General features: G+C 48.1%; 14 protein-coding genes. 10 read left to right on the top strand and 4 right to left on the bottom strand.

Features of this window, described 5'->3' with window-relative positions; translation table 11 throughout:
- Positions 1-1145: 1145 nt before the first annotated feature.
- The gene (locus N7974_RS17595) at positions 1146-1346 is read left to right on the top strand and encodes a DUF2934 domain-containing protein (RefSeq protein WP_262966868.1); all 201 of its coding nucleotides are present in this window, start codon (positions 1146-1148) and stop codon (positions 1344-1346) included.
- Between the two features lie 404 nt (positions 1347-1750).
- Here the strand turns inward: N7974_RS17595 and N7974_RS17590 are convergent, their stop codons facing one another.
- A complete protein-coding gene (locus N7974_RS17590; protein ID WP_262966867.1) occupies positions 1751-4291 on the bottom strand; it encodes a PAS domain S-box protein in 2541 nt (846 codons plus the stop codon).
- A 447-nt stretch (positions 4292-4738) separates the two neighbouring features.
- On the opposite strand from N7974_RS17590, the gene N7974_RS17585 reads away from it, so the two are divergent.
- On the top strand, positions 4739-4891 hold the full coding sequence (locus N7974_RS17585) for a hypothetical protein (protein ID WP_262966866.1): 153 nt from the start codon (positions 4739-4741) through the stop codon (positions 4889-4891).
- A gap of 431 nt (positions 4892-5322) precedes the next feature.
- On the opposite strand, the gene N7974_RS20815 is transcribed toward N7974_RS17585, so the two are convergent.
- On the bottom strand, positions 5323-5523 hold the full coding sequence (locus tag N7974_RS20815) for a hypothetical protein (RefSeq protein WP_394813129.1): 201 nt from the start codon (positions 5521-5523) through the stop codon (positions 5323-5325).
- A gap of 279 nt (positions 5524-5802) precedes the next feature.
- Here N7974_RS20815 and N7974_RS17580 point away from each other — a divergent pair, with 279 nt between their 5' ends.
- The 8 genes from N7974_RS17580 to treY all read left to right on the top strand — a co-directional run bounded on the left by N7974_RS17580 (position 5803) and on the right by treY (position 21688).
- Positions 5803-6117, top strand: coding sequence for a BON domain-containing protein (locus N7974_RS17580; protein WP_262966865.1), 315 nt, complete (start codon positions 5803-5805; stop codon positions 6115-6117).
- Positions 6118-6131: 14 nt separating this feature from the next.
- Positions 6132-6479, top strand: coding sequence for a hypothetical protein (locus N7974_RS17575; RefSeq protein WP_262966864.1), 348 nt, complete (start codon positions 6132-6134; stop codon positions 6477-6479).
- An 877-nt stretch (positions 6480-7356) separates the two neighbouring features.
- Entirely contained in the window at positions 7357-9294 is a 1938-nt protein-coding gene (glgB, locus tag N7974_RS17570; protein WP_262966863.1) for a 1,4-alpha-glucan branching protein GlgB, read from the top strand.
- Positions 9291-11285 (top strand): alpha-1,4-glucan--maltose-1-phosphate maltosyltransferase, encoded by a 1995-nt coding sequence (locus N7974_RS17565; RefSeq protein WP_262966862.1) that lies wholly within the window; start codon positions 9291-9293, stop codon positions 11283-11285. Before glgB ends, N7974_RS17565 begins: the two co-directional genes overlap by 4 nt.
- Before the next feature lie 9 nt (positions 11286-11294).
- Positions 11295-14642: a maltose alpha-D-glucosyltransferase gene (gene treS / locus N7974_RS17560; protein WP_317451624.1), complete on the top strand. Its 3348-nt coding sequence runs from the start codon at positions 11295-11297 to the stop codon at positions 14640-14642.
- Between the two features lie 37 nt (positions 14643-14679).
- A complete protein-coding gene (glgX, locus tag N7974_RS17555; RefSeq protein ID WP_262966861.1) occupies positions 14680-16812 on the top strand; it encodes a glycogen debranching protein GlgX in 2133 nt (710 codons plus the stop codon).
- Entirely contained in the window at positions 16809-18659 is a 1851-nt protein-coding gene (treZ, locus tag N7974_RS17550; protein ID WP_262966860.1) for a malto-oligosyltrehalose trehalohydrolase, read from the top strand. Before glgX ends, treZ begins: the two co-directional genes overlap by 4 nt.
- Positions 18656-21688 (top strand): malto-oligosyltrehalose synthase, encoded by a 3033-nt coding sequence (gene treY / locus N7974_RS17545; RefSeq protein WP_262966859.1) that lies wholly within the window; start codon positions 18656-18658, stop codon positions 21686-21688. The genes treZ and treY overlap by 4 nt, the downstream gene beginning before the upstream one ends.
- A gap of 243 nt (positions 21689-21931) precedes the next feature.
- Here treY and N7974_RS17540 read toward each other — a convergent pair whose 3' ends face one another.
- Both N7974_RS17540 and N7974_RS17535 read right to left on the bottom strand, forming a co-directional pair.
- Positions 21932-22135: a WGR domain-containing protein gene (locus tag N7974_RS17540; RefSeq protein WP_262966858.1), complete on the bottom strand. Its 204-nt coding sequence runs from the start codon at positions 22133-22135 to the stop codon at positions 21932-21934.
- Between the two features lie 35 nt (positions 22136-22170).
- Complete coding sequence (locus N7974_RS17535; RefSeq protein WP_262966857.1) at positions 22171-22725, bottom strand: recombinase family protein; 555 nt, start codon at positions 22723-22725, stop codon at positions 22171-22173.
- Between the last annotated feature and the right edge of the window lie 246 nt (positions 22726-22971).

The following is a 22971-nucleotide window of genomic DNA, read 5'->3' as shown; positions in this document are numbered from 1 at the left end:
AAATAGAGGGAACCAACAAGGGCAGTATGCTGGATTTGAAAACCATCTTCAGAGCCCGAAAATACACGCAGCGGATTATTAATTCGCTGGACAAAAATGATGACACATTTTTAATCGACGACCGTATTTTCCAAGCCGCAGAAATTGGCAGGATTCATGCGAGAGCGGCTTAAATTTTGACGAAGGTATTGTTCATAGTAACTCAATTAAAAAAGAATGCGGATAGAGTAGTATGCGGTCCGCATTATTGAGAGGAGGCATGGTAACTGGTGTTGTTTAAAGTAATACTTTAGATAGTTTTAAGTTATTGAAAAAATTAATTTTTAATTAGTAATTATTTAATGCAATCCTGTACTTTTAATACGTTTGATTTAATTCCTTACAAACCTTATTATTCGTGAAGTACCCATTATTAATACTGTTCGAAGCATTGATTTTAAAAACTCCTGCGGAGGTGTCAACCAGGATAAATCGAGTTAGGACAACCAGTTATCCGACTGGTCTCAATTTAAATTATCAGCATTGAATGATGATAGACTTTAGCCTAACTTTTCGTACCGTTGAATTTGAATTCCCTCCCTTATTTATACTAAAAACTAAGTTCTTGGCCTACTTGTGGAGGTGCATAAAAAACCTGATGCTACTATAGCCTCAACTATATGTTCATTCAGTACGCTAGCGCACATAAGAGCATATTTTTGAAATAATTAATTATTCAGAATAAATGTTCAAGTTGGGACAGAATATACGTATGAATCAAACTTACTAAATGAACGAGCTCATCTTCGGTGAGTCGTACTATGTATTTCTTTTTCATGGCTTCAACGTATGCAATGCCGGTCAGCGACGTTGCACACGTTGATTTAGCTTAACGGTAGGATCGTTTCATGAATCTATGTGTGTTACCGCACAGAACCTGTGCAATTTTTCTTGTACACTTAACTTTAGGTGCTGGGATAATAAAAACAGCAAAATTGATTGGAAAGCCAGGTTTTTCAATGAAATTAATATTAAAAAACAACATCTTAATTTAAAAGACAACAAAGCTAATTTTGCAATTAAACGCTAGTACATTTCTGTTAACACCAGTCCTTTTCACAGAAATACTTGCATCCGCTATCAAGCTTTCACACCTTAAGAAAAAAATGAATACTGAAAATGAATTACTTTACGATACAAATAGCCCCAGTATCAACCTGGATGAATTTCGGATAATGGTTGCGGAGAATGCATATTATAGAGCTGAAGCAAGGGGCTTTGAACTGGGTTATGAATGGGAGGATTGGTATGGAGCCGAGTGCGAAATAAGGACAGAACGTCGCTATTGGACCAAAGAGGTTACATAAATATTTAGCGCATGATCAGAAGGAAAGGATTCGAGCATGATTGTTCTCCAGTCTAGACACAAGCCACTGACGCACTCGAAAACTCCGGTTATCGTTCACCTGAATTATCGTCGCGTCAGCCCTATATATGGCAATGAACTACCGTTCATTGGAAACAGGTGTTGGCAGTTGACTGTTATTCGTCATCTTCAAAAAGCCAATAGCAATACCGACCATTCAGAGTTGTAATATTTGTAACAAAATTACATTCGCAACCCGATCCACCAGAGTCACGCGTCCCACAATTCCAAATGGCAGTATAAAAGTAGACAGTTAATTCCAGGCGACTAACTGGATCTTCCTGTCCAGGCCGTATCAAGATGCACAAACTGAAATTTCAGCAATGACGAATCAATATTGACAGTCTACATTTCAGCAAATTTCAACGCATCTTCCAAGGAAGACATAAACTCATTAATTTTTATGGGTTTGGTGAGATAACGGAAAAAGCCTTCCTCTAGTCCCTTCTCAATATCATGAGGCATAGCATTGGCACTGAGCGCAATGATCGGGATATGCGCTGTAAGCGGGTCTTTCCGCAGAATTTTCAGTGCCTGGACACCGGTTATGCCAGGTAAATTGATGTCCATTAGAATCACATCCGGGAAATGGGTGAGTGCAGATGCTATACCAGTCTTGCCGTCGCACGCGCTCAGCATGCGTATGTGTGGGTACTCCTCAACTATTTGCTCAACCAGCATCAGGTTGGCTGGATTATCTTCCACATAAAGTAGGGTGCATAGCGCAGTGTTTTTCGAAACTAGAAACGCATTATCAACAGACAGTGTATTTCGAGTGGCAAGTCGAGATGTGTCATTCCTGATCAGCTCTACCCAGAATTCGCTGCCCACCCCGACAATACTTTCTACACCGATAGTGCCACCCATCAATTCGACGAGTTGTTTGGTTACCACTAAGCCAATGCCCGTTCCTTCCTCGGCACCATGTTCTTGCCCCAGGCGATTGAAGGGCTGAAATAACTGTGCCAATTTTTCCGTGGATAATCCCACACCACTGTCTTTGATGCTGATACGTAGGCGTTCTGAGGAACTTTCAGTGCATCTCACCTCGACCGATCCATGCTTGCGGTTATATTTTATTGCATTGGAAAGGAGGTTGATCAAAACTTGTTTTACCCGGGTTCGATCGACAAAGGCAAACCAAGTGTTATCGACGGGGACAAAGTTCAGCTTAATGTTATGCTGTTGCGCCTGCGATTCGATCATCGCTTGGCATTCGAGCATGACATCGAAAAGCGACACCGGCTCTCGCGAAAATGATAGCTGGCCGGACTCAATCACTGCGAGATCAAGAATTTCGTTAATTAATTCCAGCAGATACCATCCTGCGTTAAGAATCTCGTGTAGTCTTGTAATCTGAATGGCTGTTGGCGTCGGCGAACCAGCCTCTAGCAACTGGGCGAAGCCAAGAATGGCATTTAGCGGGGTGCGCAATTCATGACTCATGTTGGAAAGGAAATTTGATTTGGCGAGGTTAGCTTTTTCCGCCAGCAACTTGGCATTCACCAACTCGGTATTCTTATCTAACAGTATCTGGTCCAGGCAATTACGTTCGGTTAAATCCCGAGTCAGCTTGGCATAGCCGCGTAGATTGCCATCTGGACCCCGGATTGCCGTAAGACTCACATTGACCCAGAACATCGAACCGTCTTTGCGCACTCGCCAGCCCTCGTCTTCACTCCGTCCCGTAGCTGACGCGACATCAAGATTCCGCTGTGCCTTACCACACCTAATGTCTTCAGGCAGATAAAATTGGGAGAAATGCTGGCCGATGATTTCTTCTGCACTGTAACCCTTGATCCGCTGGGCTCCGCTATTCCAACTCACGATGCGTCCATTCGGGTCCAGCATGACAATAGAGTAGTCGGTTACACTCTCTACCATTAACCGGAAGCTCTTCTCTGTCCATCGCAATTGCTCTTCAATCTGCTTGCGTGCGGTGTTGTCGGTACCGATCAGCAAATAGCCGATGATGGTGTCTTTATCGTCGCGTAGCGCGGTGACCGATACGACTGCCGGAAAGCGGCTACCATCCTTACGGATGTAGGTTAGTTCGTAGATGTCCTCAATACCGCGAGAGGCCTTGAACACCAGAGCCTCAAAGCCCGGCGTTATCGGCGTGTCGAATTCGGCAGTCAGCACCGTGGACCGCGCGATCACTTCCTGAGGATCGGAGATGTCGGCTGGAGTGATTTTGTTCATAACCTCGGCAGCCATGTAGCCAAGCATCCGTTCTGCACCGACATTGAAGATTTGAATGACGCCCTTCGCATCAGTGGCAATACTTGAGAAGTTGGCGCTGTTGAAAATCGCACTCTGTAAAGCTCCCGCCTTAATCTGCTCATCTGTCTGCTGGATGTCTGTAAATGTGATCCGCAGCATCGAGTTTATACACAGACAGTCCATCTGAACAGGGATTTCAGTGTTATTGCAACCTTTCAACGTCAATCCGATACTCAACCGTTTGTTCCGCTTCATTACGTTAATGAAAAAAAGATACCACTTGTCACCGTCTTTTGGTGTAACCAAAGTAGCAAATCGAAGGGATAGTAGTTTTTTGCGATCTATCCCAAGCAGAGCAGCAGCGGTAAGGTTTATTTCATCGATCAATCCTCTCTGTGTGAGGGTGAGGTAACCGACTGGGGCAAAATTATAGAGATCTACATAACGGTCATGGGATTCTTCCAGAGCAGCATTAATGCGCTGCAACTCCTCATTCTGCATTTCCAGTTCGATTTGGTGTACTCGAAGTTCATATTGCAGTTCTTCTGTGGGGCGAACCATCGCTTCTGTTATAGAAGCAGGGCAAAGCTGTGCTTCAGTTTCTTCAGCTGCTTCACGTAGCGTATTGGGTTTGGTTGGTTTCTTGCTTATATGTGATTTCACAGCTGTTATGAAGTATTTTAGAAAATATCAGGCCCACCTTGAAAGATGAGTAACTTTAACTCTTAAATAATTCACATAGATACCAGCAGCAATTATGAAAAGAGGCTTAATAACAGGCATCATAGCCTAATACTGCTATCGTAAATGTAATTAATCTTAGATATGCGAATAATAAGATAAAGGCCAAGCGCTATTCTGATAAAATTTAGGGTGTTACACAGTCTGATCAATAACTTAACCATGCCAGCTATTAAAAAAAACCGTATTTAGCAGTAAATAGACCGCTTCAAAAAGTCATTTTTGTAATCCAAAAAACCAAGCGTTGAGGATTTTTTCAGCCAAGAGCGTTGCCAACATTATCCCCCTGCGTTAATACTCCACATAAACGCGCCTCGGTATTCTTGCCCTTAGTCACGCTTAAAGCTTTAATTTTCCAAGTATTAAGTGATGACGGTTCCTGTAAGCAGGCAGTCGCAGGCGTATTGGTCGGAAACACCTAATAAGGTAAGTAAGGAGATAGCCATCCACTTATTGGAATACAACATCATTCGTGAGGATTTGGCACAGGCGGCCAGTTTTTATGAGAAGATACCTCGCTAAGTGAGTTTTAGATCAGCAGTGCAGTTCATCATTCAAGCCGCCAAGCAGATTATAGGCTTGAATGGGAATCGACTGATAAGCGCCTTGCAGAAATTATTAAAGGCGATGGTATCAACGGCCATTGAAAAAAAAACGCAAGAGCGAACCAAGGGCTCAAACGTCGACCAAAACCCTTTCCTTTGTTGACTGTGCCAAGAAACGAGTCATATTTAATGCTCTGATTTTTATGTTTTTATATTTGCGGTAGCAGTATTATTCATAGCCCCTTCTTTTGGTAGCCATCACCCTATTTTCTATAATACAAAGAAAAGCTTCACGACGCCCTTTATAGAGCTGTTAGTCTGAGTATTTCCTTGTTCCACACACCCTCATAGAACCGGACAGACTGATTTCCCGCATCCCGTTCTCGGGCCTTTACTTACTTACTTACTTCACGTCACACACCAAGGGGGCCAGGCGGCACACAAGATCCAAGGTCTTGTAACGGTACGAAGGTGGATAGCCTCCACCCGCCTAACTTTAGACTTGTTGCGCAACAACTGACACAACCGCGCCACCGTGTAATTGTTGAGCGCACAATATGCGCGATTGATCCGCCCAACTTGGAAGTAGTTCGCCTTACCTCGCAGCATTTGGTTCAACTGGTACACCAGTACAGTGGTATTTGCCATGACATCGAGTAGGCCGTAAGCGCATGAATAACTATTTGTTGCCAGTGGACTATGAAATACAGTTAAAAACTACTTAACTTTGTGTCCAGAAAAGTGTTGATACATCAGTTGCCTGTGTGCGACAGCGTACAGACTGCCTCCCGTTTTATGCATAAAATATGCTCAAAGCTAAAAATAACCCTAGTTCCGATTTGGTTATATAACCTTTTCTTATTTTATTTTATTACTGGACATTTACCCATGAAACATCTAATTAAATTTTGTTCCGCATTTTTTTTGGTTCTGACTTTACTGTCTGCCTCAGGTTGTGCATCGACACAAAAGCAGGAAGGCACTGGTGAGTATGTAGACGACTCAGTCACCACAACTCGAGTAAAAACGGCTATCCTCGCAGAGCCTAACTTGAGTTCTGCCGAAATCAACGTTGAAACTTTTAAGGGCGTGGTTCAATTAAGCGGCTTTGTAACATCCCGTGCCGCCATCAATAAGGCGCTTGAAGTTGCACGCAGCATACCTGGTGTGAGTTCGGTCAAAAATGACATGCACCTTAAATAAAGGAGAAAAACCTCATGAGAACCATAGGCCAATCCTCTCATTTCGCCCATGAATTCGTCGATAAAATTACCAGTAGGACTAGCGGTCAGCTTAACAAAACAGGCGATAGAATAAAAAATGCATGGGGGCAATTCATTACGAATTGCCAAAGTTATATTATTGACAAACCTTTAAGATCGGTACTAATAATTACTATGCTCGGCCTTGTACTAAGCGGCGTGTGGATGGAAATCGTGTTCGCCGTATTGTTGTTATTAGTTAAAAATGGCGTTGATGCGAGTAGTGCAATACTGTTTTCGATTGCTTTTAATGTGCTACTCGGGATGCTCCTTTGGGACGTTATCAGTAACGAAAAAATCTAGACAACAACCTCTCTGTCCCGGCTACCCTAGCGGTTTTTTTAATCATTCCGTCCGTTCATTCATCAATAAGTCCATAGTGGCCAAAATATCATAGCCTCATTCACTAAAAACAGGAGCTTTAAAATGAAAGCACAAGCGTTAGATAAAGCATGGAATCATCCACTTGAAGTTTTTCACTGATTACTGGTTTCAGTTTTTTTATCACTTATCTAACTGAAGATGATCTATTAAGTCTTCAAGTCTGGGCAGGTTACTTGGTAACCGACTTATTGGTGTTCAGAGAGTTTGGGAATTTATAGGCAATGACTATGCTAGGTTTTGAAATTTTTTATGCAGCCCTGTCCAGTCGATTGCTTATCCAAAAAATATGCTCGAGTTAAAAACCGGCGTTACCTCGGCTATAACCCGGCCGGCGCGCTGATGATTGTGCTATTACTAGGAGCTTGTCCGAGAACTAACGTTTAACTAATTCGCCTACTATATATAGTGCCTTAATAGAATTAAAAAGCACTACATATTGATAGCCACTGACAGACATGTTAGTTCTCGGACAGCCTCCTAGTCAATTTAACAATGACTGTCAGTACCGGACTTGCGATATACGACGCAGATCATACAGCCGGGTGGCTAGCTGCAATAAACTTCGCTAGTGAAAAAATGTGGGAGAGCTGCATGAGTGTTTCACCAACTTCACGTTGCTACTAGTGTTTGTACATATTGCAGGTGTAGCTATTGAAAGTTATTTGCACCGTAAAAATCTGGTTAAACCCATGCTGCATGGGTTTAAAAGAAAACAATCCTTATCCGTAGTAAAGAAGGCTCATACGGCGTGCCCTACGGCCTAAATATAAAATGATACTGCAATGAAGGCTAACCAATGTCCACCTTAATAAATCATAAAATCATACACTCCGCTAGCAAACTACTAACGGATCTCGATATTTTTTTGTTTAAACAAGGCAATGATTTTCGCCTGTATGAAAAACTGGGCGCGCACATTATCAGCGTGGATGGCGTAACAGGCACTCACTTTTCGGTATGGGCGCCCAATGCTGCTGCGGTTTCGGTCATCGGTGACTTCAATCACTGGGATCCAGTCGCGAATGGCTTACAACTACGCGGCGACGAATCGGGGATTTGGGAAGGCTTTATGGCCGAGGTCAGCTCAGGGGCACTGTATAAATATCGCATCGTTACCCGCGACGGACACACCGCCGACAAAGGTGATCCCTTTGCATTCTACGGGGAATTACCACCGTTAACGGCGTCCCGTGTATGGGAACTCGATTATGCCTGGAACGATAAAGACTGGATGACGCAGCGTGGTAAAAAAAACCGGCTGAGTTCACCCTGCTCGATTTACGAAGTGCATCTGGGCTCCTGGCGCAGAGTTCCTGAAGATGGCAACCGCTCCCTGACTTATCGGGAGATGGCAGAATACTTGCCGCGTTACGTCGCAGAAATGAACTTTACTCATGTCGAGTTCATGCCGGTCACAGAACATCCCTTTTATGGCTCCTGGGGCTACGAAACCACCAGTTTTTTTGCGCCTACAGCACGTTACGGTACGCCACAGGATTTCATGTTTCTGATCGAAACCCTACATCAGCAAGGTATAGGCGTGATTCTGGATTGGGTTCCTGCACATTTCCCGGATGACGCACATGGCCTTGGTCATTTTGATGGCACTTTTCTCTACGAGCACGCCGACCCACGCCAGGGCTTTCAACCGGACTGGCATAGTTTGCTGTTCAATTACGGCCGAAACGAGGTACGCGCTTTTCTGACCAGCAGTGCGTTGTTCTGGCTGGATAAATATCATATTGACGGACTGCGTATCGACGCAGTGACAGCGATGCTTTATCTGGATTATGGGCGTAAGGAAGATCAATGGATTCCGAACAGCTTGGGCGGCCGTGAGAACCTGGATGCGATTACCTTCCTGCACAATCTAAACGAGGCCATCTATCGTGATTATCCCGATACCCAGACTTTTGCCGAAGAATCAACGTCCTGGCCGATGGTCTCCCGTCCTGTTAATCAAGGTGGACTGGGCTTTGGTCTGAAGTGGAATATGGGCTGGATGCATGACACGCTGGACTATTTTGTAGAAGATCCGCTGAACCGGAAATTTCATCATGCCCAGCTTATTTTCAGCATATGGTATGCGTTCTCGGAAAACTTCGTGCTGGCTTTGTCCCACGATGAAGTGGTCTACGGCAAGCGTTCGCTGCTTGAAAAAATGCCTGGTGATGAATGGCAACAGTTTGCCAATCTGCGCTTACTCTATGGTTATATGTGGGGCCATCCCGGTAAGAAATTGTTGTTCATGGGTTGCGAATTCGGACAAAAAGCCGAGTGGCAGCATGAAGCAGCTCTGGACTGGGATGCCTTGCACTCGCCCAGGCACTCGGGATTGAAACGCTGGGTCGAAGATTTGAATCGCTTTTACCGGGTTGAACCCGCGCTATATGAGCAGGATTTTAGCCACGACGGCTTTCAATGGATGGATTGTAACTACGCTGAAAAGAGCGTCATCAGTTTTGTGCGCCGTGGCCACAATCCTGACGATACGCTGTTGGTGGTGTGTAATTTTACGCCTGTCCTCCGCGAGAATTACCTGGTCGGCGTGCCCGAAGGCGGCTATTGGTGTGAAGTACTGAACAGTGACACCGAACTCTATGGCGGCAGTGGTGTGGGTAATTTTGGCGGTGTTGAGGCCGGTCCTGTCTCTATTGGTGAAATGTATCACTCAGTGATGCTTCGGCTACCGCCACTCGGCGTGTTGTTCTTTAAACAGGGAAGTAGATCATGAAAATTTCGAAAAGACTCGACGGCCGGTGCCGTGTGATCATAGAAAATGTGCAACCTGAAATTGATGGCGGGCGCTTCCCACTCAAGCGCGTACTGGGACAGAACGTGGAAGTGACGGCGGATGCGTTCGCCGATAGCCACGATATAATATCCTGTGTACTGCGTTATCGGCACAGCTTGGAAACCGAATGGTGTGAAGTGGCAATGCTGCCGCTGGGCAGTGATCGCTGGAGTGCATCATTCCCGTTGACCAAACTTGGATGCTATGTCTACACGATTACGGCCTGGGTTGATCATTTTTTTTCCTGGCAACATGATTTTGCCGCCCGAACAGATGTCCAAGATATTACCTTGGCGCTACGGGGCGGCGCCAAGTTGGTCGAAGCAGCGGCAGGGATTAGCGATGGCGATCATCAATTACAGCTTCAGAAACTAGCTAAGGAACTACGCAGCGCCAACGTGGATGCAGCAATAACCCTGGCGCTGTCCGAAACCCTGTCTAGCCTGATGAAGCAATATCCGGATCGCAGCCTGGCAACGGATTATCCTATGCAGTTGAGCGTGTGGTCCGAGCCGATAAGAGCGCAATTTAGCAGCTGGTACGAATTTTTCCCTCGCTCTTGCATCGGCGACGACATGAATCATGGTAGCTTTGAGGCATGCGAAAAGCACTTATCCTATGTCGCGGAAATGGGCTTCGACGTGGTGTATTTACCGCCGATACATCCTATCGGCCTGAGCAAACGCAAGGGAGCAAATAACGTACTGCTCGCCAGTAAAAGCGATGTTGGCAGTCCGTGGGCGATAGGTTCCGCAGAAGGCGGGCATAAATCAGTCCACCCGCAACTAGGTACGCTGGACGACTTCAAGAGCTTGGTTAGCAGGGCTCAGGAGCTAGGTATAGCTATTGCCATCGATATCGCCTTTCAGTGTTCTCCTGATCATCCCTATCTGCGCGAACATCCGGAATGGTTCAGCCACCGGGCAGATGGCACCACCCAGTATGCTGAAAATCCGCCAAAGAAATATGAAGACATAGTCCCGTTCAATTTCGAATGCGATACCTGGAATGAGTTATGGCAAGAATTGCTGGAGGTATTTTTGTTCTGGATCAAGCAAGGGATTTGTATCTTTCGTGTCGACAACCCGCATACCAAGCCGTTTCCGTTTTGGGAATGGCTGATAGCCGAAGTAAAACGCGAGCACCCCGAGACGATTTTTCTGGCTGAAGCCTTTACCCGTCCCAAAGTCACCTACCGTCTGGCCAAGCTGGGCTTCAGCCAGTCCTATACTTATTTCTCCTGGCGCAATACTAAACGCGAACTGGTCAGCTATTTCACCGAACTTACCCGCACCGAAGTCTCGGACTATTTCCGCCCCAATCTGTGGCCGAATACACCGGATATTTTGCCTGAATACTTGCAATTTGGCGGTCGCCCGGCGTTCATGTTACGTCTGGTGCTGGCTGCCACTCTGGGCGCAAATTATGGCATCTACGGCCCGGCTTACGAGTTGATGGAGGCAATCCCGCGCGATGCAGGATCAGAAGACTATCTTGATTCCGAAAAATACCAGGTGCGCCGCTGGAAGCTTGATCGTGAAGATACGCTAAAAGATTTTATCACCCGCGTAAACAGGATACGCAAGGAAAATTCGGTACTGCAGCAGAATAAGAGCCTGCAATTTTTTCATGTGGACAATGACAGCCTGCTTTGTTACGCAAAGACGACGCCGGATAACGCCGAAATAATTCTGGTGGTCGCCAATCTGGATCCGCATCATAGTCAGTCCGGCTGGGTCACCCTGCCGCTGGCGAGTCTTGGTTTGGATGCAGAACATTCTTATCAGGTACAGGATCTGTTGACGTCTGCACGCTTTTTGTGGAATGGTCCGCGCAACTTCGTAGATATAAATCCTCAGGTAGCACCCGCGCATATTTTTAAATTGCGCAGGCGAATTCGCACCGAACACGATTTTGATTATTTTTTATAAGGGACAGCCATGCACAAATCCAAACCCGGCGAGCCAACTCATGCTCTCGCAGACAATACCACATGGATGAAGGACCCGCTCTGGTTTAAGGATGCGGTTATTTATGAACTGCACATCAAGGCTTTTTTTGATAGTAACAATAACGGCATCGGAGATTTTGCCGGGCTGATACAAAAGCTCGATTATTTGCAGAACTTAGGGATTAATACGCTCTGGCTGTTACCCTTTTATCCCTCGCCGATGCGCGACGACGGTTATGATATCGCCGACTACCGCAACGTCCATCCCGAATATGGCACGATGGCTGATTTCAAGAAATTTATAAAAGAGGCTCATCGCCGTGGCCTCAAGATCATCACCGAGATGGTTATTAATCACACCTCCGACCAGCATCCCTGGTTTCAGGAGGCGCGTCGGGCGCCGGAAGGCTCCAGTAAGCGGGATTTTTATGTCTGGAGCGATAGCAAGCAGAAATTTCCCGAAACCCGGATCATCTTTAATGATACCGAGCAGTCCAACTGGGCTTGGGATGAACAGGCACAAGCCTATTACTGGCACCGCTTTTTCTCCCATCAGCCCGATCTTAATTTCAATAACCCGCAGGTGGTCAAAGCAGTTATTCGGCTGATGCGCTTTTGGTTGGATCTGGGTGTAGATGGTGTGCGTCTGGATGCTATTCCCTATCTATGTGTGCAAGAGGGTACTCAAAACGAAAACCTGCCCCAAACCCACGCGGTCATTAAACAAATGCGCGCGGTGCTCGATGCAGATTATCCGAATGCGGTGTTTCTCGCTGAAGTCAACCAGTGGCCGGAAGATGTGTGCGACTATTTCAGTGACGGCGATGAATGCCAGATGGCCTATCATTTCCCGCTGATGCCAAGGATGTACATGGCCATCGCTCAGGAAGACCGACACCCTATCGTCGATATTATGCGCCAGACGCCTGATATTCCGGAAAATTGCCAATGGGCTATCTTCCTGCGCAATCACGACGAGCTAACGCTAGAGATGGTGACTGACAAGGAACGTGACTATATGTACCAGATGTATGTCGGTGATCCTCGCGCCCGCATCAACGTCGGTATACGACGGCGTCTGGCGCCGCTCATGGATAATGAGATTGACAAAATCAAGTTGATGAACAATTTACTGCTGTCGATGCCGGGTACACCCATCATCTACTACGGCGATGAAATTGGCATGGGCGACAACTTCTTCCTGGGCGATCGCAATGGTGTGCGTACGCCCATGCAATGGAGTCCGGATCGTAATGCGGGGTTTTCTCTCGCCGATCCGCAACGCCTGTATCTTCCACCTATCATGGATACTGTCTATGGCTACGAGTCCGTCAATGTCGAGGCACAGTTACGCGACCGAGCTTCGCTGCTGAACTGGATGCAGCGGGTGCTGGCTTTACGCAAGAATCATCAGGCCTTCGGTCGCGGGAAACTGGTTTTTTTACATCCCCGAAATCGTAAGATACTGGCCTATTTCAGACTCTATGAAGACGACGTTATTTTGTGCGTGACTAACCTGTCGCGTGCTGCGCAAGCGTTGGAGCTTGATCTGTCCGCCTATAAAGGTTTTGTGCCCGTCGAATTAATGGGGCGGGCGGCTTTTCCACCCATCGGCGAATTACCCTATATGCTGACTTTGCCCGGACATAACTATTACTGGTTTAAGTTGACCAATAGCGAACAAGCACCGGCTTGGCATCAGGAATCCTTGCTACTCGAAGACACGCCGACGCTGGTGTTGTTCGAGGGTTGGCGCAGCTTCTTTCATGATCGGGTTGTAGCCTGGCGTAGTACGACGGCGGAGCAGGTGCGCAAACAGCTTGAAGTCGATGCCTTACCGCGCTTTGTCGCAGCGCAGCGCTGGTATGGCGGTAAGGGCGAGGTTGTGCAACGCGTAGTCCTGAGCGATTATGCCGAACTGGTAACTGAGGACTATAAATGGCTGCTAACCCTGTCCCGTATCGAAGGCGCAACCTCCGAACCACTGACTTGTTTCTTGCCACTCGCGCTGGCTTGGGACAATGACGACAAGGAACGTCTGCACATGATGTCCTCGTCGACCGTAGCTAGAGTTCGCCAGCAGTCTCGTATCGGTATTATCGGCGATGCGTTTGCTGACGCTGCCTTTTGTCGCACTGTGGTACAGGCCATTAGCCTGGGTCAAACGCTAACCTGCGAACAAGGCGTTATTTGTTTTTTACCCACCACTGCCTTTTCGGCTATGGACAGAGAAGCGTATACCCAACTGCTGGTTCATCCACCTGCCACACTGGGCAGTAATACTGCAGTGATATTAGGTGAGCAGTTATTCCTGAAAGGCTATCGGCATCTGCAAGCAGGTACGCACCCGGAATTTGAGATCGGACGTTTTTTGACCAACGTCGCTCACTTCCCAAATGCTGCTCCGGTGTTTGGCGTAGTGGAGTATCAAAGTAAAGACGGCAACAACATGACGCTTGCCTTACTTCAGGGTTATGTCGAAAATCAGGGCGACGGCTGGAGCTACACACTGGATTATCTGGAGCGTTTTCTTGAAGAATGCCGTACCGCCGTAGAACCGGCCAAACCTGCAGCAGAGACCCATAGTGCCTACCTGGTTCTGATCAGCACCCTCGGCCAGCGTACCGGTGAACTGCATGCTGCGCTAGGCCAAGTCACTGGCAACCAGGCTTTCGATCCCGAACCGGTAAGCGACAGCGAACTCACAGACTGGGTGTCGCAGGTGCAAAAGGAAGCGACAGCCACACTGGATCGGCTTGAACATCGGCTAGAGGGACTAAGTGAAACCGTTCAAAACTCGGCAAAAGCCCTGCTCGCACAACGTAAAGTCATTACGGAGCGCGTGCATGCCTGCATTTCTGGACAGCTTAAAGCGTCCAAAACCCGCTACCATGGCGATTATCATCTTGGCCAAGTGTTGGTCACCCAAAATGATTTTGTGATCATCGATTTTGAGGGTGAACCGGTACGTCCGTTCTCCGAGCGTTGCTACAAACACTCGCCGTTGCGGGATGTGGCAGGTATGTTGCGCTCGTTTAACTATGCCGCCGATACCGCACTGGCAAATACTTGCGCCGAGAAACCCTCAGATTTGGCAAAGTTTGAACCACTGGTACGCGCCTGGGAAGCGGAGGTCAGCCGGAGTTTTCTTGCCGCCTATGAACTGGCAGCACACATTCCCGGACTGACCGAAACGGATACCCCGCAACGCGACCTACTTAACCTGTTCCTGTTGGAAAAAGCGCTCTACGAACTGCGCTATGAACTAAACGGCAGACCTGACTGGGTAGCCATCCCGCTCTGCGGCATCTTGTCGCTATTGCAACCGGCAATCTAACTATTTACTTAAAAGAATTTAATTTAGAGGACTCACGATGATTAATCCGATAACAGCCGTATGGCCTGGCCGCCCCTATCCACGTGGTGCTTACTGGGATGGCGAAGGCGTAAATTTTGCGATTTTTTCCGAACATGCCGAAAAAGTCGAACTGTGCCTGTTTGACACGAAAGGCAAGACCGAAGTCCAGCGTATCGAACTGAAAGAATGTAGCGATATGATCTGGCACTGCTATTTACCAGAGGCGCGTCCAGGCCTGCTTTATGGTTTACGTGTGCATGGACCTTACTGTCCCGAGGAGGGACACCGTTTCAATCCGCACAAACTGTTGATAGAACCCTATGCGAAAGATATTGTCGGGACGCCGCGCTGGAGCGATGCTCATTTCGGTTACAGTATCGGCAGCAAGCATGAAGATCTGTCTTTTAATCGAAAGGACAATGCCAGTGTCATGCCCAAATGCCGGGTTGTTGATCAGTCATTTAACTGGGGCAATGATCAACCGCCAGACATACACTGGCATAACATGGTGATTTATGAGCTGCACGTCAAAGGCTTTACGATGCAGCACCCGGACATTCCGGCCAAGTTTCGCGGCACCTACGCCGGCTTGGCAATGGCGCCGGCTATCGAACACCTCAAGAGCCTGGGCGTGACCACGGTTGAACTGTTGCCGGTACATACCTTTCTCGACGATCGTTATCTGGTCGAACAAGGCCTTCGCAACTACTGGGGCTATAACTCTATAGCTTTTTTGGCACCCGACTCCCGATATTCGGCCAGCGGCGAAATCAGTGAATTTAAAACCATGGTAAAGGCCCTGCATAAGGCAGGCATTGAAGTCATTCTCGATGTGGTCTACAACCATACCGCCGAAGGCAATCATCTAGGCCCTACTCTTTCATTCAGGGGTTTAGACAATGCGTCCTACTATCGACTGACCGGAGACAATCCGCGCTATAACATGGATTACACCGGCTGCGGCAACACTCTGGACATGCAGCAATCCTGTGTACTCCAGTTACTGATGGATAGCCTGCGTTATTGGGTGCTGGACATGCATGTGGACGGTTTTCGTTTTGACCTCGCTTCCGCGCTGGCCAGAGAGTTTCATGAAGTTAATCAGCTGGGTACCTTTTTTGACACCATACGCCAAGATCCGGTACTGAGCACGATCAAACTGATCGCCGAACCTTGGGATCTGGGCGAAGGCGGCTATCAGGTCGGCAATTTTCCCTTGGGCTGGGCGGAATGGAACGACAAATATCGCGATTGTATTCGTTCCTATTGGAAAGGCGACGGCGGACTACTCGGAGAGCTGGCACAACGCCTGACCGGTTCCAGCGACCTTTATGAGCGCAGCGGGCGAAAACCGCATGCCAGCATTAATTTCATCAATGCGCATGATGGCTTTACCCTGCATGATCTGGTGACTTATGACGGGAAGCATAACGAAGCCAATCAGGAAGATAACCGTGACGGAAATGACAATAACCGTTCCTGGAATTGCGGCGTCGAGGGAGAAACCGACGACCCTGAAATTAATACCTTGCGCGCCCGTCAAAAACGCAATCTTCTCGCTACCCTGATGTTTTCACAAGGGGTTCCGATGCTGGTCGCCGGCGACGAGATGGGGCGCACCCAGCAGGGCAATAACAATGCCTATTGTCAGGACAATGCGATTAGCTGGCTAAACTGGGATTTGAAGCCGCAGGATAAGGATTTACTGGAATTCACTCAGCGTATTATCAAGTTGCGCAAGGAACATCCGTTGTTGCGGCGGCGCTATTTCTTTCAGGGACGGCCTATTCGTGGCGGCGAGGTAAAAGATCTCATCTGGCTTAATCCGGATGGAGCCGAGATGAGTGATGAAGACTGGAATCAGGCCTTCTCGCGTTGTCTGGGCGTACATATGGTCGGCGATACCCTGCGCGAAACCGACGAACGTGGACGACGTTTACTGGACAACAACCTGTTGTTGCTGATCAATGCCCATCATGAGGAAATTGCTTTTACGCTACCGGAATTCGACGAGCATAACCGTTGGGATGTCTTACTCGATACCTTTGATAACACCGGCACGCCCGAAGCTTCGCGCTACAAAGTAGGACAAGCCTATCCGGTGCAGGGACGGTCTCTGGTGCTGTTAAAACAAGGCAAAATATCATGAACAGAGTCCATGGCATGCCGTTTGGAGCCTGTCTTCTGGCAGATCGTAGCACCCGTTTCCGTCTATGGGCACCGGCAGTCCATCAGGTTGAGCTATTAATGAATAACGGCAACGAACACGACCTCATCTTAACCATGCATCCGCAGGAAGACGGTTGGTTTGAAATCCTCACCTCGCCGTTACAGGCAAGACCTGGAACTTTATATCAATACCGGCTGGATGGCGAGCTGGTTGTGCCCGATCCGGTATCCCGTTCGAATCCCCAGGACGTGCATGGCTCCAGTCAGGTCGTCAATGCGGCCGATTTTCTGTGGCAGGACGATGATTGGCCCGGTCGCCCTTGGCATGAAGCGGTCATCTATGAACTCCATCTGGGTACGTTTACGAAAGAAGGTACTTTCGCAGCTGCCATGCAACGCCTCGATTATCTGGTGAACTTAGGTATCACTGCGATTGAATTGATGCCGGTAGCCGATTTTCCAGGCACCCGCAACTGGGGCTACGACGGCGTGCTGCTGTTTGCGCCCGACAGTTGTTACGGTACGCCGGACGAACTGAAGGCACTGGTGCAGGCGGCGCATGCGCGTGGCTTAATGATATTGCTCGACGTGGTCTACAATCATTTTGGGCCGGATGGTAATTATCTGCATGCCTATGCGCCGCAGTTCTTTAGCGAGAACCATCATACGCCGTGGGGCGCGGCCATTAATTTTGACGGTCAAAGCAGCCGCACCGTCCGCGACTTCTTTATTCATAATGCCTTGTACTGGCTGGAAGAATACCATTTCGATGGACTAAGACTCGACGCAGTGCACGCCATTGTCGATCAGAGTCGACCCGACATCGTCGAGGAACTGGCAGCAAAGGTCCAGGAAGGGCCCGGACGCACAAGGCATATCCATCTGATACTGGAGAACGACGCCAATAACGCGGGCTATCTCCAGCAAGGAACCATTGCTGCTCAGTGGAATGATGACTGTCACCATGCTTTGCATCTTCTGCTGACCGGGGAACGCGACGGCTATTATGTTGATTATGCCGATCAGCCGGTACGCCATCTGGCACGTTGTCTGGCTGAAGGCTTTGCATTCCAGGGCGAGCCTTCGGTCTTTCGCGAAGGTCAATCGCGCGGTGAGTCTAGTGGACATCTATCGCCTGGAGCCTTTATTAATTTTAGCCAGACCCACGACCAGATAGGCAACCGTGCTTACGGCGAGCGTATTTCCATGCTTGCGCAGCAAAAACCGCTACAGGTTGCGCTGGCTGTGTTGCTGCTAGCCCCATCTCCACCGATGCTGTTTATGGGCGAAGAGTTTGCAGCGGCAACGCCTTTCCAGTTTTTCTGCGATTTCAAGGGTGAATTAGCCGAGGCGGTCACCGAAGGCAGGCGGCGCGAATTTTCCGGTTTCCGTAAATTCGCCGATCCTGCTGTGCGTGCACAGATTCCCGATCCTAACGATAAATCTACTTTTGAACGCTGCAAACTCGATTGGGACTGTCTCGATGAGCCTCACCACAAGGCATGGTTTGAACATTACCGTAATTTACTGGCGCTACGAAATGAACATATAGTCCCACGATTACCGGGTATCGGCGGCAGTGCTACATTCAAATTGATCGGGGCTACGGGTCTGGTTGTGTTCTGGCATGTGGGCGACTCCGCTCGACTTACGCTGTTGGCTAACCTAGGTGACAGTGCTGTTCAAGGCGCAGTTAATGCAGTCTATCCTGCTGGAGATGAGATTAAGACAATCTATCTTAGCCAGCCCGACCTGCCTGACAGCTTTGCCTCCGGCCAAATGCCACCATGGTCTGTGGCCTGGTTCATTGAGGAGTTACAGCCATGAAACACATTGATATACTCACACCGCTCGCCGTTTTAAACGATAGTGCGCCGGTTGTTTCGGTTACATTACCAGACCCACAAATAGACAGAACCAACCACTGGCTAACGCGAGAAGACGATAAACGTGAACAAGCGTCGTTTCAGCCCCCGACGCCACACATTCCTTTATCCACCTATCGTCTGCAATTCAATCGCGATTTTACCTTTAATCAGGCGACAGCAATTATCCCCTACCTTAAGGCTCTGGGCATCTCGCATCTGTATGCCTCGCCCTATTTGAAGGCGCGGCCGGGCAGTCGACATGGCTACGACATTATCGACCACAATACCTTAAACCCTGAGATCGGCACTTACGCCGATTTTGAGCGGCTCTGTGCAATACTGGCTGAGCACGGTATGAGTCAAGTCCTTGATCTGGTGCCTAACCATATGGGCGTACAGGGAGCCGATAATGCCTGGTGGCTGGATGTACTGGAAAATGGTCAAGCTTCTGCACATGCCGGGTTTTTCGACATAGACTGGACTCCAATAAAGCTTAATCTGCACGGCAAGGTGTTGTTACCGGTGTTGGCTAACCGTTATGGACAGGAGCTGGAAAATGCAAAATTACAACTGAACTTTGATGCAGAGTCTGGTGAATTTGCCATTTATTACTTTGGACACCACTTTCCGGTGGATCCTGCCGAGTACCCACAAATCCTGGCGTATCGCATTGATATCTTAAGCGCGCTATTGGGACTGGACAATCCGATATTAATGGAATATCAAAGCCTGATCACTGCGTTTCGTAATCTTCCTTGCCGAGATGAGCATTTGCCTGAACGTCAACTTGAGCGTAGGCGCGACAAGGAAGTCTATAAGCGTCATCTGGCCAGCCAGGTTAAACAGTCTGCCGATATCGCCGGATTTCTGGACGAAAATTTGCACTGTTTCAATGGGACGGCCGGAGAATCATCCAGCTTCGATAGGCTCCACGACTTGATTGAGGTGCAAGCATACCGGCTGGCGTTCTGGCGGGTGGCCTCAGACGAGATTAATTACCGGCGGTTTTTCGATATCAATGATCTTGCCGGATTGCGTATGGAGAACGACGAGGTTTTCGATGCGACCCATCAGTTAGTGCTAAGACTAGTTCAGGAAGGCAAGCTGGATGGTCTGCGACTGGATCATCCGGATGGTCTGTACGATCCGGAGGCATATTTTCACAAACTGCTTGAACAATGCAGTCGCACCGGCCACGCACCTTATTTGGTCGTGGAAAAAATCCTGGGGAACCATGAGGATTTGCGTGCGAGTTGGCCGGTGCAGGGTACTGTGGGCTACGAATTCACCAATCTGCTCAATGGACTGTTTGTGGTTACCGGCGCCGCCCAACGCATGCAACGCCTGTATAGCAGTTTTAGCGGAGAGCCTGTTAATTTCGATACCCTACTCTACCGATCCAAAATGCTGGTCATGAAAACCGCCTTAGCGGGTGAACTTAATGTCCTGGCCAACCTGATCTCAAAAATTGCCGAGGTTGACCGCCAGACCCGTGATTATACCTTAAGCGGACTGCGTACAGCATTGGCTGAAATAGTCGCTTATTTTCCGGTTTATCGCGGCTACATCAGCGCCCGTGCAGTGATCGCGGAAGACCTTCGTAACATTGATCTGGCCATCGTAGCCGCCAAACGCAAAAGCACGACAGCCGATACCAGTATCTTTGATTTTTTGCATGACGTGCTGACACTCGCCGCCGCAGAGGGAAAATCGCCGGAGTACGCGGCCCAGATGCTTGCCTTTGCGATGAAATTTCAGCAATTCACCAGCCCGGTCATGGCGAAAGGCCTGGAAGATACCAGCGCCTATATTTATCATCGTTTACTGTCGCTGAATGAGGTTGGCGGCGACCCACGTCGCTTCGGGGTGACCCTTAACGCCTTCCATAAAGGCAATCAAGCGCGCGTAGCTGATTGGCCGCATGCGATGCTGACCACATCCACTCACGACACCAAGCGTAGCGAGGATGTACGTGCTCGCCTCAATGTGCTATCCGAGTTGCCCGCTGCTTGGCGGCTGGCGCTAAAACACTGGAGTCGCGTCAATATCAGTCTGAAACACACGGTAGACGGGTTACTGGTGCCGACAGCCAATGATGAATATTTCATCTATCAGACCTTGCTGGGTATTTGGCCGCCAAGCGATCCGGATCAAAATGAACTGGCGCAGTTGAATGTGCGGGTATCTGAATATATGGTCAAGGCGGTACGCGAGGCCAAGGTTCATAGTAGCTGGGTAAATCCTAATACGGACTATGAAGATGCAGTATTGGCTTTTACCGATGCGTTAATAAAAGCGCCGATTGAAGGAGAATTTATGTCCGACTTTTTGCCTTTTCAGCGGCGAATTGCACGGCTAGGATTATTCAACAGCTTGTCACAGACCTTGATTAAGCTGACAGCGCCGGGGGTGCCGGACATCTATCAAGGTTGTGAATTGTTGGATTTCAGTCTAGTGGATCCTGATAACCGCCGGCCGGTTGATTTTACCCACCGTAAAACCCTGCTTGATGCGTTACAGACACTTTCCACACAAACGCCTCAACAACGCAGTGTCGGAGTACGTGCATTATCCGACACGCTGGAAGATGGCCGGGGCAAACTACTGGTAGTCAAGTCGGCGCTGGCATTGCGAGAACGCAAGCCGGAAGTATTTTGGCAAGGAAGCTATGTCCCGCTGGCAGTAAAGGGAGAGCAAGCCGCACATGTGTGCGCCTATGCGCGTATTGCCGGTAATAGCTATGTAATTACTGTGGCTCCGCGTTTTTTTGCGGGACTGACGGATGAAGCTGCAATGCTGCCGATCGGAGAAAAAATATGGGGAGATACCACCGTGGTTATACCTTTCCATAAGCTCGGCACTCACTATGTATGCGCCTTCACCGGGAAGCTACTGGAACCGCAGCAGCAGCTATCCGGATGGCGACTGTCCGTCGCACAAATGCTGGCAGAATTTCCGGTGGGACTGTTCATCAGTGAAACGGGGTAATCCGTTGCACTGAACGGCTGCTTTCGGATTTTCAGCCGCCATACGATGAAATCCTTGGATGTCTCAAATTGGCCGACTGCTGATGTTCGTCAGTCTGAAAAATCTATTTCTCTATACAGGTCATTCAGAACTTTAAATTTTCAATGTATTAATCGTCAACACCTGGCCGTAATCTTCCGGTCGACATACCTTATTTAACACCAATTATGGGTACTAATAAACAATCAGCATCGTCGACCCACATCACAAAATGGATTGATAGCCTTTTTTCTCTTTGGCAGCGCATAATTTTTGTCCCGTTATCTGAGCTTCCGTTCCGGGTGATCCTACCCTGCCACACTCTTTAACCAGTGACCAATCACCGAAGATGCCGGGCGTTATAAAAAACTGATAAAACCGGTGCAGATTTTTGTCCGGATCATGCCTTTCCAAGTAAATATGCTTCATGACTCACGTCTGGTTTTAGATCGTTGTGACCTAGATTAGCTGTCATAAGCCTTTAATAAGGTATAGATAGTTTGCCGGGTGACGTTAAAATGTCGGGCAATCGCTATCTTGGTAGCGCCCCCGTTAAACATCGCCAGGGCCATATCTTTATTCAGTTCATTGAATGCTTTTGGCCGACCAAATTTTGTACCTTTATTTTTGGCGGCAGCCAGTCCGGCTTTAACTCGCTCCCGAATCAAGCCGCGCTCGAATTCAGCGAGTGAGCCAAAAATATGAAAGATTAGTTTTCCGGTCGGAGAGGTGGTATCGATATTTTCCGTCAGTGATTGAAAACCAATCTCGCGATTTTCGAGATCCGCGATCACTTCAATTAAATGTTGTAAACTCCGGCCCAGTCGATCCAGCTTCCAGACAATTAAACTATCCCCTGCCCTGAGTGATTTTAGACACTGCTGTAATTCCAGGCGATCCTGTTTGGCACCGGATTGCTTTTCTTGATAAATGCGTTCGCAACCGACGGCATTGAGTGCATCCAATTGCAGTTGCGTATCCTGGTCGTTAGTTGATACTCGAGCATAGCCTATTCTCATGTTAATTGCCGCCCTGATGAATAATTGACAAGACTTATTTTGGGTGCAGAAATTTGGACGGTATTGGCTGTTGCATATTCTGGATTCGACATGGCTGGTTTTATTATTTTTACGTAGGTTTTTTTAACTATAACACGCGTTTACTTTTTTTACTTAGTTTTTTAACGTTTTTTTGCGGTTTTTTATTTTTTTGAAGGTGTTTTTAGGCAGCGTGAAAAAACGTTAAAAAAACACTTGTTTTTTTAA

The sequence above is a fragment of the Methylobacter psychrophilus genome, assembly GCF_025583945.1.
GTDB classification, from domain to species: domain Bacteria; phylum Pseudomonadota; class Gammaproteobacteria; order Methylococcales; family Methylomonadaceae; genus Methylobacter_C; species Methylobacter_C psychrophilus.
This window is presented reverse-complemented; position numbering and strand designations above follow the sequence as displayed.

What these genes read in the sequence shown, in the direction of transcription:
- N7974_RS17565 (WP_262966862.1), top strand. Translation starts at nt 9,291, where the DNA reads ATGAAAATTTCGAAAAGACTCGACGGCCGGTGCCGTGTGATCATAGAA.
- N7974_RS17540 (WP_262966858.1), bottom strand. Translation starts at nt 22,135, where the DNA reads ATGAAGCATATTTACTTGGAAAGGCATGATCCGGACAAAAATCTGCAC.
- N7974_RS17585 (WP_262966866.1), top strand. Translation starts at nt 4,739, where the DNA reads ATGACGGTTCCTGTAAGCAGGCAGTCGCAGGCGTATTGGTCGGAAACA.
- N7974_RS17595 (WP_262966868.1), top strand. Translation starts at nt 1,146, where the DNA reads ATGAATACTGAAAATGAATTACTTTACGATACAAATAGCCCCAGTATC.
- N7974_RS17575 (WP_262966864.1), top strand. Translation starts at nt 6,132, where the DNA reads ATGAGAACCATAGGCCAATCCTCTCATTTCGCCCATGAATTCGTCGAT.
- treY (WP_262966859.1), top strand. Translation starts at nt 18,656, where the DNA reads ATGAAACACATTGATATACTCACACCGCTCGCCGTTTTAAACGATAGT.
- glgB (WP_262966863.1), top strand. Translation starts at nt 7,357, where the DNA reads ATGTCCACCTTAATAAATCATAAAATCATACACTCCGCTAGCAAACTA.
- treS (WP_317451624.1), top strand. Translation starts at nt 11,295, where the DNA reads ATGCACAAATCCAAACCCGGCGAGCCAACTCATGCTCTCGCAGACAAT.
- N7974_RS17580 (WP_262966865.1), top strand. Translation starts at nt 5,803, where the DNA reads ATGAAACATCTAATTAAATTTTGTTCCGCATTTTTTTTGGTTCTGACT.
- N7974_RS17535 (WP_262966857.1), bottom strand. Translation starts at nt 22,725, where the DNA reads ATGAGAATAGGCTATGCTCGAGTATCAACTAACGACCAGGATACGCAA.
- treZ (WP_262966860.1), top strand. Translation starts at nt 16,809, where the DNA reads ATGAACAGAGTCCATGGCATGCCGTTTGGAGCCTGTCTTCTGGCAGAT.
- glgX (WP_262966861.1), top strand. Translation starts at nt 14,680, where the DNA reads ATGATTAATCCGATAACAGCCGTATGGCCTGGCCGCCCCTATCCACGT.
- N7974_RS20815 (WP_394813129.1), bottom strand. Translation starts at nt 5,523, where the DNA reads ATGCTGCGAGGTAAGGCGAACTACTTCCAAGTTGGGCGGATCAATCGC.